Origin of the sequence: Clostridium chromiireducens (genome assembly GCF_003575225.1) — a bacterium.
Classification (GTDB): domain Bacteria; phylum Bacillota; class Clostridia; order Clostridiales; family Clostridiaceae; genus Clostridium; species Clostridium chromiireducens.
In genome coordinates, this window is sequence record NZ_QXDJ01000001.1 from 892,178 (window position 1) to 905,768 (window position 13,591).

The following is a 13,591-nucleotide window of genomic DNA, read 5'->3' on the forward strand; positions in this document are numbered from 1 at the left end:
GGCCACTCTATCATTTTTTATAACTTAAGTTTCTCTTTAAAATATTTTATATTTACTTTTAATTATATAAATTTACTGGATTCCTAGAACCTCTATACTTTTTCACAAGTACTGTTTTAGGAGTATCTGGAAATATCTTAGTTATTGAAGACAACAGACTATTATTTAAATAATCATAATATTCATCTGGCGAATATTCCTTATAAATTTCATTCCACACATTATTTGTTTTATCATATGGTCCATCAAAAACTTGATTAGGGTCACTCATAAGTACAATATTCCGAGCGCATGCCAAAATTAGAGCCCCTGAAAAAATATCTATTTTTTCAGCTTCATCTATAATTACGTAATCAAATAATTTCCAACCATTCATACTCTTTTTAAAGGAATTAATTGACGTTATCACAGCTTTATTTTTTTTAATTGTATCCTCTGAATTATTACCTTCCTCATTTTCTAATATTTCAGCATCTGTTTTCTTACTATATCTTTCATATAGAATTCCTTTTAATATACTTAAAGAATTTTCTTTATGATATATTATTTCATCTTCAATAATATATCGATCCAGCTTATTTTTTAAGCTTTCAATTTCTACATCTAATTCCGATATTTTCAACTGATTATATCTATTAATAAGCAACTTTTTTACATTTTCAAATTTGTTGTTATAGAATCCAAATTCAGAAATACCATATTTAAACAAAAATCTAATCTTATTCAAAAATTTTATGTATTTATCCTTTTTAATGAGCATCGTGTATTCTTCCAACAGTAACATGATTTTATCTGCGCTTTGGACTAATATTGAGGCCGGAAGAGTCATCTTTTTTCCATTATCAGGAATTGAAATCTCATTAAGTAAATTTGCTTTTTCCATTTGTATTAAGGACAGCTTATCCTCATTTTCTAACATTTCTCTCAAAGTATTTTGGATATCTTTAAGTTCTCCTCTTTCCTTATGCAAATTTCTTTTTTCAAATTGGCTTCTTTTTAAAGAAAGCCACTGCTCTATTTTATCTTTACTATAATCACTTTCATTATCAATTATATTATCTATAATAAAATCCATATCAACTTTATTAAGAATTTCAACAAATTTTAAAGCAAAAAAATCGCTCTCAGATATAATTGCAACTGTTTTATCATTTATTACTGCATTTAAAACAATATTTAATATGGCATCTGTACTACTAGATACGGACGATCCCTCAATAATACTGATTTTATTGTCAAAAGCAGTCTGTACTGCTTCTTTTTGACTAAGATTAAATCCGAAAGGAATTATTTTAAAGTTATGATCTTCATCTTTTTCTGCTGGCTTTTTATTTAAGTAATTTGCTAAAACACTATTATGATCTACCTCTTCTATAAATTGAAACGAACTTTTTACTTCGCCATCTTCATTTTCTAACTCCATATGACTTGATAGTTCTTTCAAATATTTAAAAGCTATATTATCATTAAAGTTTTCATTATCTTCTTTTTCACCGCTTATTAATACTTCTTCAGTTTCATCTCTATCTTTATTCTCTTCTTGAGGAATGTCGTTTTTTATATCCAAAGTAATTATACCTCATATCTCGTTTAAATTATTAATATACATATACTACATATATTATCTATTTTATACCAAATCCAACCTTCTGCCAATAGTATTGCTTTAACAATTTTTAATATAACATTTTGCTGTTGCCTCTGTAGAACTATTGCACTTAACTACGGTCACAAGATACTTTACCTGCTTTGGAATAATTTTAGAATCACCTTGCTTCAAATGGACATCATTGCTACTCCTAAAAAATGCTAGGAATTAAACCTATATCCCGTACCCCAAAGAGTCTCAATATAATCGGGATTTCCAGGGTCTTTCTCAATCTTCTTTCTTAGCTTCTGTATATGAACTGCAACAGTGGCTGTATCTCCATAATATTCTTCACCCCATATGTTATCAAATAACTGATCTTTAGTAAAAACTATATTAGGATTAGAAGCTAAGAAAACTAAAAGTTCATATTCTTTTGTTGTTAGAATAACTTCTTTTCCATTTACGAAAACCTTATGAGAATCTGTCATTATCTCTAACGCCTTATGAATAATAACACTAACTTGAGTTTTATTTCCAGATAACCTTTCATATCTGATTATATGAGATTTTATTCTGGCTACTAATTCTGCCGGACTAAAGGGTTTGGTTAGATAATCATCGGCTCCAAATCCTAAGCCTTTTATCTTATCAATATCATCACTTCTTGCTGACACAATTATTACAGGTATTTCATATTTTTTTCTAATCTCTTCTACTATTGAATATCCATCTTTACCTGGAAGCATTAAATCAACAATAATAAGATCAAATATCCCCATAAGGGCTCTTTTTAAGCCTTGGCTTCCATCTTGAACTATTTCTACTTTATAACCATTTAATTGAAGATATTCTTTTTCTAATTCTGCAATATTTATATCATCTTCAATAATTAATATTTGTTTCATGCGCTTGTGTTTCCTCCTCATTATTATTTATTGGGATCTCTATAGTAAACTTACTTCCTTTTCCCATGATGCTAGATGCATAAATTTTTCCTCCATGAGCTTCTACCATTTCCTTTGCAATTGCGAGTCCTAAACCTGTACTCATAAAATCTTTTGTACGTTCTGTATCTATGCGGTAAAATCTATTAAATATATTTGAAAGCTTATCTTCTGGAATTCCAGGCCCATTATCTTTAATTTCTATCTTAATCCATTCATTATTATTACTTAATTCTACTTCTATTATTGCATCTTCTTGCCTTCCATATTTTATAGCATTTCCTATAACATTTCTAATCACTTGATATATTCTTTTTCCATCTATATTAACCTCTAATTCTTCTAACAACCCATCTTCAAATTTAAATTTAATATTTTTTTCTTTAAGAACAAAATTGAATTCTTCCATAAGATCACTCATAAATGGTCCAAATTTAATCGTCTCGAAGTTAAAATCTAATTTCTGCATATCTAATTTTGAAAATAAAAACAAATCATCAATAAGATTATTTATATAGATAGTATTATTATGAATTATACTTAAATAATTGTTTACCTTATCTGGTGAAGTAACAACCCCATCTACTAATGCTTCAATATACCCGTTAATTGAAGTAATAGGTGTTTTTAAATCATGAGAGATATTTGCTATGAGAGCTTTTCTATTTTCTTCATACTCCAGTTTCATCTTTTCAGATTTTTTTAGAGTTTCAGCCATTTTATTAAAATCATATATTAAAATTCCAATTTCATTATATACGTCATTATCAATATTTACATCATAATTACCTCTGGCTATCTGTTCAACACCGTCTTTTAATTTCTCTATAGGTTTCATAATTCTTTTCTCCATCCTCATGGTGATATATATATGAGAACTTTGATAAATAACAAAAATCATAGCAAAAAATATAGTAACTGCCTTTACATCTACAAATTTAAATATAGAAAAAACAAGCAGTATGCTTATTAAAATTCCAGTTGGACGCATCCATCTTAAATATCTATGTATCCTATTAAATTCATTAAATTGTTTATGATGAGATTTATGATGCAATTTTTGATGCTCATAAACTAATTCATAACGCATTTTATTTAATTCTTTGAGTTTTTCAAAATACTCCTGATGTTCTTTTTCGAATTTATTATGAAAATGAGAATGAATTTTTCCTCTAAACCTTCTAATGCTTTCCACCACCTTAAAATTAATTTTGACTATCATAATGATTATAACATTACAAATTAACTTTTTATAAAATAAACTCACATATTACTAATTTTAAATCAAGATCAATGCTCCTTTTAATTTAGAAATAGAAATCTCTAAATAATTGACTTTTTACATCAATATATTTAGAGATTTCCAAATTTAAAAGTCTATTTAATATTAACCAATATTTATTTTTCTTAGCAGATTTTTAACATCAGTTGCATATATATATTTATCATCTTCTCTAATCATTACTCTGGTGCAACATTTAAAACATTTATTATCACAATGTGTTGTCTCAAATTCAATCCCTTTATTTTTTAAAGCTTCGGTTAATTCATTATATTTTCTAGTGTTATTGCAAATAATATACTTTGGCATTACTAACTCCTAACTCAATTAATTTACCAAACTAAATCTAATGATCCATTTACAGTATTTTCACCCTTAGAGGAAATTTCTACTTTTTCAACTTCATTGTTTTTATTTGCATATATTTTTAATACAGCATCGCTATTTTCAGAACTTAATAATTCTTTTATAAACTTATGATGTTTATGAAAACCTCTATCATCACTTTCCTTCATTTGTTTTATATGCTCCATTATCTTTTCTTCATCTATTCCTTTATGGAATTCTTTATGCATGTCCTTGATTTCTTTAAATACTTCTTTCAATTCCAATGAAATAATAGCTTTTTCATCCTTCTCTTCTACTTGTACATTATTTAATAAATTTAACATAAATGTAACTTTTGAAAGACCTCCCTTTATTCCACCATGACCACGCATTCCGTGCATATTCATCCCATGATTATGCATATGCATTCCTCTATGGAACCCATGATGTGAGCAATCTTTTATATTAAATTCTGAATTGCTTTCATGTTTTACTTTTTTACCTTCAGCATCTAAATCAACATTTATATTAGCTTTTGTTTCTCCACTTTTAGTATTAGTTTCAAATTCATTAGAAAATGATAATACTTTCACATCCCCTTTAGCTGCTTCCAATTTTATATTTCCTTTAAACACTTCTTTGTCCTTCATAGTTTTAAAAACATCATATAGTACTTTAATTTTATTCATTTATAACGCCTCCTAATATTTTCAAGGATTTATTTCCTTGCTTGTTATGAATTCATTATAAAATCCAATTTTAAAAATCCTTTAAAGCAATTTTAAAAATTTTATAAACAATTTTAAAATAATACAAAAGACGAGAGTATATAGTCAGGACCACCCGTAAAACGGGTGGCTTGCTCTGCGCCTATAAGGCTTTGTTACTGGCAGTGCTACTCGCACGTTGAACGGTTTGCCAACCGCATATTTTTACTGGCTGCACCTAAAAGGTGCTCTATTTTTTGCCTTTATTTACTGGCTCACCCGTAAACGGGTCAATATATTCTTTCAGACTCATTTGTTCATATGCTATATCCTCTTGAATTTGATTCTTTATATACTCTTCTATAATCTTTTTATTTCTTCCTACAGTATCAACATAATATCCTCTGCACCAAAACTGTCTATTGCCATACTTGTATTTTAGATTTGCATGTCTATCAAAAATCATCAATGAACTCTTACCTTTGAGATATCCCACGAATGCTGAAACACTTAATTTAGGTGGTATACTTACAAGCATGTGTATATGATCTTTACATGCATTTGCTTCTATAATTTCTACTCCTTTGTGATCACACAATTTCCTAAGTATTACTCCAATATCTGCTTTATCTTCCCATATATTATTTGTCTTCTAAACTTTGGTGCAAAAACTATGTGATATTTACAATTCCATTTGGTATGTGCTAAACTACTATTGTCCATTTCGGACACACCTCCTATGTATTTTAGTTGTGGTCGGCAAACCTACTACTATCTTACATTGGAGGTATTGTTTTTTCTACTCATAGCTAAAAGCTTTCCGGAACCACCGGTCTAACCGGTGGTATTCTAAATACAAAAATGATACCTATGTTTTAGCACAAAAAGTGCTAAATCTATAGATATCATTTATAAATTTCAATATTTTGTTTTTACCTTTTATAAACTTAGTCGCATGAAATTAAATAACAATTCTAATTTGCAGCAAATGAACTTGTTATTTATTTGAATGTGCCCTATGTTACATTACATTTTGTGGAGTTCCTTTTAACCATTTTTCAATATTATCAAAAACAATAACAGCTCTCTTTTCAAAAGCTTCCGCTGTTGCAAATGCAACATGAGGTGTTACTAATAAATTCTTTGCTCCAAACAATACATGATTAACTGGTATTGGTGGTTCAACTTCAAATACATCTACACCAGCGCCTGCTATTTTTCCACTGTTCAGCGCTTCTGCAAGTGCAGCACTATCTACAACAGGACCTCTTGCTGTGTTAATTAAAATTGCACTTTCTTTCATTAATAATAACTTTTCACTGTTTATTAATCCTTTTGTATTTTCATTTAGTGGGACATGAAGTGATATAATATCGCAAGTTGACATTAAAGTATCTAAATCTACAAATTGAATTCCTTCAACTTCTTTTTTAGTTCTGCTATAAGCATATACTTCGCAGCCAAATGCTTTAGCAATCCTTGCAGTTCTCATCCCTATTGCTCCTGCGCCCACTACTCCAAATTTCTTACCTTCAAGTTCGAACCCAACAAGCCCATTTTTAGTTCCACCTTCTCTTGTTACCTTATCACAAGATATAATATTTCTATAAAGAGAAATAACCATACCAAATACTAAGTCTGCAACTGCAACAGTTGAATACCCAGCACAATTACATACCATAATATCTTTTTCTTTGCAGTAATCCATAGCAACATGATCTACTCCAGTAAATGCAACACATATCATTTTTAAATTAGGACAGTTTTCTATTACTTCTTTCTTGTATGGTAAATTAGAAAGTACTACAACATCAGCATCTTTACTTCTTTCTATTAAAGTTTCAGTCTCTTCTACTCTGGTGTCATAATATATTATTTCTATTTCATTTCCTAAAGTGTCTTTTGCCATACCTAATAATTTATCTTTATCGATACCTAATGGTTCTAAAATTACTAATTTCATTTTCTTTGTTCTCCTTTATCTTTTATATTTATAATACTTTATCTCATTTTGCCAACTTATAATTCACTAACATTATTACAAATAGAAGCGCTCTAACAATTTTTCACTTCTATGATTGCAATTTTATGCCTATTTTATTAAATATATTTACTTTACAATTAATATATCTAGCACTTTTTATTATACCTGTTATTATCTAAAAAATAAAACCACAAAAACCTTACAGATAAGATTATAGTAAAAGTAATTGTGATTATAGAGATTATATTTTAATTTAGTAGCTAAGTAAAACTCAAATTTACTATTTATACATATGAAATCGAATGCATACTAGCATATCTTAGTTTTATAAATTAATAAAAGACAGTAGAGTTTTTAATTCAAAACTTTCCACTGTCTTTGATTCATTCTATAGATACCCAATTTAAAAATTAGACTTCTAGTTAGAATAACTGTCTATACTTGTTAAATTTGAGAGTATCACTATACTAGAAATCAGTAACATATTGTTTGTAGTGTTTAATTGGAATTTTAACGATAACGATTCTTGACTAGAAGTTGTTCCACTCTGCTTGTTCGACGCTTACCGTTGAAGCAAGTAGAGTGGGTACAACTTCTAGTCGTAGAATCATCCGTCAAAATTCCTAGAAACCGAAACACAATATGTTACTTATTTCCGTAAGTTACACATAAGTCTAACTTTTAATTTATGCATAAACATCAATTTTTGTGCTTGAGACTACTGCATTAGAATTGTAATTTGTAGCACTAGTGCTGCTATTATCGGAATCTTTTGTTGAACTAGATGCCTTATCGGCACTCTTAGCGTTTTGAACTTCCTGAGCCTTCTGGTTTTCTTGAGCTCTTGCTGTTTGTATTTCTGCTTGAACTGCTTGAATCTGAGATTGTATCTCTGCCGCTTTAGCTTGTTTTGTTTTTGTGTCTAAGCTAGAATCAGAATTAACTTTCGCCAATTCTGATTGAAGACTTGATAATTGTGCTTCAAGTGAACTAACATCTGTCCCCCCCGAACTACTTGAGCTACTCGAACTACTGGATGTACTTGAAGTCTTACTCGAAGTGCCTGACTGCTTAAGCGCATTAGCTGATTGAGTAAGTGCACTAGCCATTGTGGAATTAGTATTAGTTGTCATTATATATACCTCCAAAATATTTCTTATTTAAAATAGTCTCCTATAGTTTAACTTGGAGACTATCTTGAATCTTATCTTCCTGATTTTATGTTATTGTTCCAGCCGATACCAAGCCATCTAATGGATTTATTTGAGTCATATTTATTTATTACATACTTAATTTATTTAAGTTCATGGCTTCTTCGAACGCACTTTCAATAACATCTTCTTGCTCTTGAGTTATAGTCCCTGCTGATACTAGGCTGTCTAATGGATCTACTTGTGTACTAGTTGATGAAGCATTTCTGCTTGGTCCATTTGCTTTCATTGCCTCTTCAAATGCAGTTTTAATAGCATTCTCTTGATCCTCTGTTATTGTCCCAGATGATACTAAGCTATCTAATGGATCTTCTGGTGTACTAGTTGATGATACACCTCTATTGGGTCTATTCGCTTCAAGTGCGCCCTTAATTGCATCTTCTTGCTCCTGAGTTATTGTGCCTGCTGACACCAAGCTGTCTAACGGGTCTGTTTGGGTATTAGTTGATGATGCACCTCTGCTTGGTCTATTTGCTTCAAATGCGCTCTTAATTGAATCTTCCTGCTCTTGAGTTATTGTTCCTGCTGATACCAAACTATCTAGTGGATTTGATCTTACATTATTACTTGTCGCTGATGCACTTGTTCTATTTGCTTTCATAGTTTCTTCTAATGTACTTTTAACAGCATCTGCTTGATCCTGAGTAATAGTTCCTGCAGTTATTAAGCTTTGTAAAGGGTTTTGAGGTTTAGCGTTATTACTATATATTCCAGAAGATTGAATTTCTTTTCCTCTAGATTGAAATACGCTTTGAACAGCATCTGCTTGGTCTTGAGTGATGGTTCCAGCTTCCACTAAACTAGCTAAAGGATTATTACTAGATATATTTTGAGCAGAATTTTCTAATGCTTGAAGACCTTGCTGACTTATTGAAACAAAATTATTATCTTCTTGATTTTTTTTCTGTTCTAATTTAGTCTGCTGTAAAACCCTTGCTTCCTGTAACCTTTTTTGAAGATACACCTCCATATTGTTTTGATTACTACTTATCGTATTCATGCTATAATTCTCTCCTTCGACCTGCTTCCCTGCAATTATTTTCTCCTATACATATTTCATCGAAATAAATCATTAAAAATCTAACGTAATGCTGTGGCAGCTTTGTGGCAAATTTGTGGCAAATAAATACATCTACAAATTTACAATAATATTTAAGATAACTATATGGTAGAATATATCTTGAGGTGAACTAATTTCATGAATAGGAAACTTATATATATTGCTGACGATGAAGTAAATATAAGCAGCATCATAAAATCTTTTCTCGTAAGAGAGGGTTTTGATGTAGAAACTTTTGTCGATGGACATGCCATTCTTAAAGCTTTTAAGGAAAGGCAGGCTGATATGCTTATATTAGATATTATGATGCCTGAAATAGATGGATATGCGCTTTGCTCTTTAATAAGACATAAAAGTTGTGTCCCTATTATAATTGTTTCAGCAAAGGATACAGAATTTGATAAAATAACAGGTCTTAAGTTAGGTAGTGACGATTATCTTACAAAGCCTTTTAGTCCTTTAGAACTCATTGCAAGAATTCATAGTATTTTTAGAAGAATAGATTTAGACAAAACCCCAGCGGCTGATACTAAAATTATTAAAATATCAGATGTATTAATAAACCTTGATACCAAACAAGCCCAGGTGAATGGATCCCCCCTAGGTCTTACTGTAATGGAATTATCACTCCTTAACTACCTCATAGAAAATAAAAACAGAGCTGTCAGCCGAAGTGAACTCTTAGATAAAGTTTGGGGATTTGAAAATAGAGTAGAAACTAGAGCTACTGATGATATGATAAAAAGAATACGTAAAAAGCTTTCCGATTTAAATTCAGAGTTGAAAATTCATACAGTATGGGGATTTGGCTTTACAGTATACGATAAATAAATTCTTAAATAACCAATACATAAATTTATAACTTTATTCTAAATACCTATAGACTGGATGATATTATGAAAAGAGAGACAATAAAATGGAGAATATTTAAATATAATATTATTGTAATTTTTATGCTGGCAATATTAACTACAGTAATATTTAATGTTACTGTCCGAATGTACATGGAAAATAATACCATAGAACAATTAGAGAGAATTGCATCAAACGCTGAACAAACTGCACTTCAGCATGGTCCCGATTTTTTCCCAAAGAAACCACAACCTCATCTTCCTGAAGATTTATATGATAATGGGCCACATATCGATGCAAAAGATGTTACTGATCCCTACAGATATTATTTTTTGTTAGATCATTCACTTAAAGAGCCCTTTTCTTTATTAAATTCAGATTTTATCTTGCTAGATAAAGATAAAAGTAGGATTAATCCTTTTCCAGACAGATCTACTTCTACCCACATTGATCTTACAAAACTGATTATAGATAAAATTAACGGTGCTAAAGATATTGATACACAATTAGAAGTAAATCTTAATGTACACGATACTGAATACATCGCTATTATAAAACCAGTATCTGATAAAAATTCTTTTGGTTTAGGGTGGATAATTATATATTCAAATGTTGAAAAAATAAATCAACTTCAATTAGTGATAAACTGCATTCTTTTTTTCATACTTATTTTTTCTGCATTAATAACAGTTGTCTTTTCCTCACGTGTATCGAAAAAAATAACCGAACCTTTTTCTCATCTTAATGAATATATAAGTTATATTTCAGAGAGAAACTTTGGTAGAAAGATTGAAGTACCTGTATATGATGAGTTGCGTGATTTCGTACACAATATTAATACTATGTCTGAGAAACTTGAAATACATGATAAGGCTCAAAAAACCTTTTTACAAAATGCATCGCACGAGTTTAGAACTCCGCTCATGTCGATTCAAAGCTATGCTGAAGGTATAAAATACGGTGTTGTCGACATAGATAGTGCTGTCCCAATTATACTTTCGGAAATAAACCGAATGACGAATTTAGTGGCGGATTTGTTATACCTGTCTCGACTTGATTCAATTGAAGAGAATTATAATTATGAAGATTTAAATTTAAATGAATTAATATATGAGTGTGTTCAACGATTGGATCTATTGGCCGAAAAAAATAATATAGCACTAAAGATCGATCTTCCAAAAGAAATATCGAAAATATATGGAGATGAAGAAAAACTTTCCCGAGCAATTACAAATATTATTAGTAATTGTATAAGATATGCAGACAATATTGTTTCAGTAAAATTACAAATTGTAGATGGCTCAATAGTAAAACTAATAATTTCAGACGATGGACCAGGTTTCAAAAATAATGAACTTCCTAATATATTTGAAAGATTCTATAAAGGAACCAAAGGCAATTTCGGACTTGGACTATCTATAAGTAAAAACATAATTGAAAAATTAAATGGAAAAATCACTGCCGAGAATTCATATCTGGGTGCATTATTTATAATTGAGTTGCCTATATATAAAATTTCTTAACTATAAACTAACATATGCATTGCTATAAATTACAGAATATAAATGTATTGCTAAGAACTCAAAATATAAAAACACTTGCTTTAAGAGGTTATTTTAAGTTTACTGCTAAACAACCGAAAGGGAATATATGTGTTTGCTTCGGTTCCTTGAAGATTTTACTGGATTATTCTAAGATTACAAGTTGTACCCAAAGTGCTTGCTTCAATGGCTGCGCATTGAACAAGCACATTCGGAACAACTTATAATCTAGAATCATAACCAGCAAAATCTTCTTATGAACACTGCGCAAAAACATATATTCCCTTTCTAGTCTAGCAGTAAGCTTAAAATAAGTTCTATATTAATGCAAGTATTTTGGGTTAGTAGTATCTTTAATGAAGGGTATTTATAGTCTTTAAAAGAAATTTACATACTTTTAATACACGAAACATATGAAATTGGAAAGGGTATCCGTGAAACTCTTAAAGTGATAACAAAACAAATAAAAAGAATACATATATGTGGAGCAGGCATTGAAAAATAAGCTGCTGCATATCTTACTGAGAAATTGTTCCATGTCCGCTTGACCGCAAGAGCATGCAGATGTGGGTACAACTTGACCTTTAGATATGCTCAGCGAAAATTTTCATAGTCCTGCGGAACATATATGTATTCTCTTTCGGTTGTTCATTACCTTTACTCGTAATTATTTTTCAAAATCCTTATACATCAAACTTGGCTGAATTCCCGTATTATTTTGATATTTTCCGCTATCGTATAAATCATATTCTCCGTGTATGTCGTGATAATAGATTTGGCATATTTCTACATTAGGGTAAATTCGTATAGGTTGAACGCAGAAAATTTCTAATGTCCAATATCCTGAAAATCCAATATCACCAAAGCCTGCTGTTACATGAATAAATAGCCCAAGTCTCCCTGTAGAAGATCGTCCTTCAAGCATTGGAACATATTTACTTGTACTAGTAAACTCATTTGTCCTGCCTAAGTATAATTTTCCTGGTTCTAATAGCAAACCTTCCTCTGGAATAATTATTTTCTTTGTTTTATTTGGAACTTTCATATCCAAGACATCATTTTCATATATCAATAATTCATTATGTAAAGATAAATTATAACTATTAGGATTTATTCTTTTTTCATCGAATGGTTCAATTATTATATCATTACCGATATCTTTTAATATCTCTTTTCCTGATAATATCATTAATTTATCCCCCTCGTTCTTTCAATTCATAACAAATAATCTCTGTTGTAAATAATCAATCACTACATCAATATATAAAAGATACTTACCAAATATCATTTTATTTAATATTTATTCATATATTCTTATTCATTTAAAATCTCTTTAAATTCTAACAATATAGTCCTAACTTTTTCTTCATCTAAAGGTTTATAACTTTTTATATATCCAGACGCGTCAAGCGCTTCATAAGCTTTCTTACTCATCGAAATCCAATTTTCTGGTATATATACCCATACTATATCTTCATATTTGCAACTTAATAGAAAATGCTCTAACCCCCAAAATGCATATTCTTCAATCTCGTGTAATTCATTAAAACGCTTATAATCTGTTACAACTTGAGAGGTTAATTGGTATCTATATATATCTACATAAAAAAAATCAAATACCTCTTTTTCAGCCTTAAAAGCATCACCATTTATTATTTTAATCTTTTTATTTTCTTTAAAATTTTGCTTATATAAACTTATGACTTCTTCACTTATCTCATATACGATAACTTCTTTTACTTTTGATTTCTTCGCTATCTCTTGAACTATATATCCAATTCCAAGCCCAACTATCCCAACTCTTCCATATGCAAAAGAAATAGGCCCATATGAACTTTCTACCTCTTTAGGAGTAAGTTTCATCAAATTAGTATCATTCTTATATAATTGAACTATATCTATATCAACTTTTTCTTTATTCTCATACATATATCCTTCTAGACCTTGTTCTAGCATGGTATTTTTAACTATTCTATAGTCACCACAAGTTCCTTGATTAATTATTTCAGCATATTTTTTTATCTCTTGGAACACAAACTTTTTATTATATGGTTTCATAGTTAATTCCCTTTCTTCTAATATTTGGCTTGAA

The 13,591-nt window shown here is 29.8% G+C and carries 12 protein-coding genes and 1 pseudogene; 2 read left to right on the forward strand and 11 right to left on the reverse strand.

The window, feature by feature from the left end:
* Positions 1 to 58 precede the first annotated feature (58 nt).
* The 9 genes and pseudogenes from D2A34_RS03655 to D2A34_RS03695 form a co-directional block, all read right to left on the reverse strand.
* The gene (locus D2A34_RS03655; RefSeq protein WP_119365754.1) at positions 59 to 1,567 is read right to left on the reverse strand and encodes a DEAD/DEAH box helicase family protein; all 1,509 of its coding nucleotides are present in this window, start codon (positions 1,565 to 1,567) and stop codon (positions 59 to 61) included.
* 242 nt (positions 1,568 to 1,809) lie between these two features.
* Entirely contained in the window at positions 1,810 to 2,496 is a 687-nt protein-coding gene (locus D2A34_RS03660; RefSeq protein WP_119365755.1) for a response regulator transcription factor, read from the reverse strand.
* Positions 2,474 to 3,757, reverse strand: coding sequence for a sensor histidine kinase (locus D2A34_RS03665; RefSeq protein ID WP_119365957.1), 1,284 nt, complete (start codon positions 3,755 to 3,757; stop codon positions 2,474 to 2,476). Before D2A34_RS03665 ends, D2A34_RS03660 begins: the two co-directional genes overlap by 23 nt.
* A gap of 165 nt (positions 3,758 to 3,922) precedes the next feature.
* Positions 3,923 to 4,126, reverse strand: a complete 204-nt coding sequence (locus D2A34_RS03670) for a hypothetical protein (RefSeq protein ID WP_119365756.1) — start codon at positions 4,124 to 4,126, stop codon at positions 3,923 to 3,925.
* A 23-nt stretch (positions 4,127 to 4,149) separates the two neighbouring features.
* On the reverse strand, positions 4,150 to 4,833 hold the full coding sequence (locus D2A34_RS03675; protein WP_119365757.1) for a hypothetical protein: 684 nt from the start codon (positions 4,831 to 4,833) through the stop codon (positions 4,150 to 4,152).
* Between the two features lie 268 nt (positions 4,834 to 5,101).
* Positions 5,102 to 5,574 (reverse strand): annotated as a pseudogene (tnpA, locus tag D2A34_RS03680) (IS200/IS605 family transposase).
* A 298-nt stretch (positions 5,575 to 5,872) separates the two neighbouring features.
* Positions 5,873 to 6,814 carry a 2-hydroxyacid dehydrogenase gene (locus D2A34_RS03685; RefSeq protein ID WP_119365758.1) on the reverse strand — a complete coding sequence of 314 codons (942 nt, stop codon included), beginning with the start codon at positions 6,812 to 6,814 and terminating at the stop codon, positions 5,873 to 5,875.
* A 707-nt stretch (positions 6,815 to 7,521) separates the two neighbouring features.
* Positions 7,522 to 7,968, reverse strand: a complete 447-nt coding sequence (locus D2A34_RS03690) for a FlxA-like family protein (protein WP_119365759.1) — start codon at positions 7,966 to 7,968, stop codon at positions 7,522 to 7,524.
* A 148-nt stretch (positions 7,969 to 8,116) separates the two neighbouring features.
* A complete protein-coding gene (locus D2A34_RS03695) occupies positions 8,117 to 9,046 on the reverse strand; it encodes a hypothetical protein (RefSeq protein ID WP_182629302.1) in 930 nt (309 codons plus the stop codon).
* Between the two features lie 198 nt (positions 9,047 to 9,244).
* On the opposite strand from D2A34_RS03695, the gene D2A34_RS03700 reads away from it, so the two are divergent.
* Positions 9,245 to 9,937 carry a response regulator transcription factor gene (locus D2A34_RS03700; RefSeq protein ID WP_079440490.1) on the forward strand — a complete coding sequence of 231 codons (693 nt, stop codon included), beginning with the start codon at positions 9,245 to 9,247 and terminating at the stop codon, positions 9,935 to 9,937.
* Positions 9,938 to 10,002: 65 nt separating this feature from the next.
* Positions 10,003 to 11,481, forward strand: coding sequence for a sensor histidine kinase (locus tag D2A34_RS03705; RefSeq protein WP_119365760.1), 1,479 nt, complete (start codon positions 10,003 to 10,005; stop codon positions 11,479 to 11,481).
* 685 nt (positions 11,482 to 12,166) lie between these two features.
* Here the strand turns inward: D2A34_RS03705 and dcd are convergent.
* On the reverse strand, positions 12,167 to 12,688 hold the full coding sequence (gene dcd, locus D2A34_RS03710) for a dCTP deaminase (RefSeq protein ID WP_119365761.1): 522 nt from the start codon (positions 12,686 to 12,688) through the stop codon (positions 12,167 to 12,169).
* Positions 12,689 to 12,813: 125 nt separating this feature from the next.
* Positions 12,814 to 13,557, reverse strand: a complete 744-nt coding sequence (locus D2A34_RS03715) for a polyamine aminopropyltransferase (RefSeq protein WP_079440487.1) — start codon at positions 13,555 to 13,557, stop codon at positions 12,814 to 12,816.
* Between the last annotated feature and the right edge of the window lie 34 nt (positions 13,558 to 13,591).

Bases quoted from the DNA above. Each gene is read 5' to 3' on its own strand.
- D2A34_RS03700 (WP_079440490.1), top strand. From the start codon at position 9,245: ATGAATAGGAAACTTATATATATTGCTGACGATGAAGTAAATATAAGC.
- D2A34_RS03660 (WP_119365755.1), bottom strand. From the start codon at position 2,496: ATGAAACAAATATTAATTATTGAAGATGATATAAATATTGCAGAATTA.
- D2A34_RS03695 (WP_182629302.1), bottom strand. From the start codon at position 9,046: ATGAATACGATAAGTAGTAATCAAAACAATATGGAGGTGTATCTTCAA.
- D2A34_RS03715 (WP_079440487.1), bottom strand. From the start codon at position 13,557: ATGAAACCATATAATAAAAAGTTTGTGTTCCAAGAGATAAAAAAATAT.
- dcd (WP_119365761.1), bottom strand. From the start codon at position 12,688: ATGATATTATCAGGAAAAGAGATATTAAAAGATATCGGTAATGATATA.
- D2A34_RS03675 (WP_119365757.1), bottom strand. From the start codon at position 4,833: ATGAATAAAATTAAAGTACTATATGATGTTTTTAAAACTATGAAGGAC.
- D2A34_RS03705 (WP_119365760.1), top strand. From the start codon at position 10,003: ATGAAAAGAGAGACAATAAAATGGAGAATATTTAAATATAATATTATT.
- D2A34_RS03670 (WP_119365756.1), bottom strand. From the start codon at position 4,126: ATGCCAAAGTATATTATTTGCAATAACACTAGAAAATATAATGAATTA.
- D2A34_RS03690 (WP_119365759.1), bottom strand. From the start codon at position 7,968: ATGACAACTAATACTAATTCCACAATGGCTAGTGCACTTACTCAATCA.
- D2A34_RS03685 (WP_119365758.1), bottom strand. From the start codon at position 6,814: ATGAAATTAGTAATTTTAGAACCATTAGGTATCGATAAAGATAAATTA.
- D2A34_RS03665 (WP_119365957.1), bottom strand. From the start codon at position 3,757: ATGATAGTCAAAATTAATTTTAAGGTGGTGGAAAGCATTAGAAGGTTT.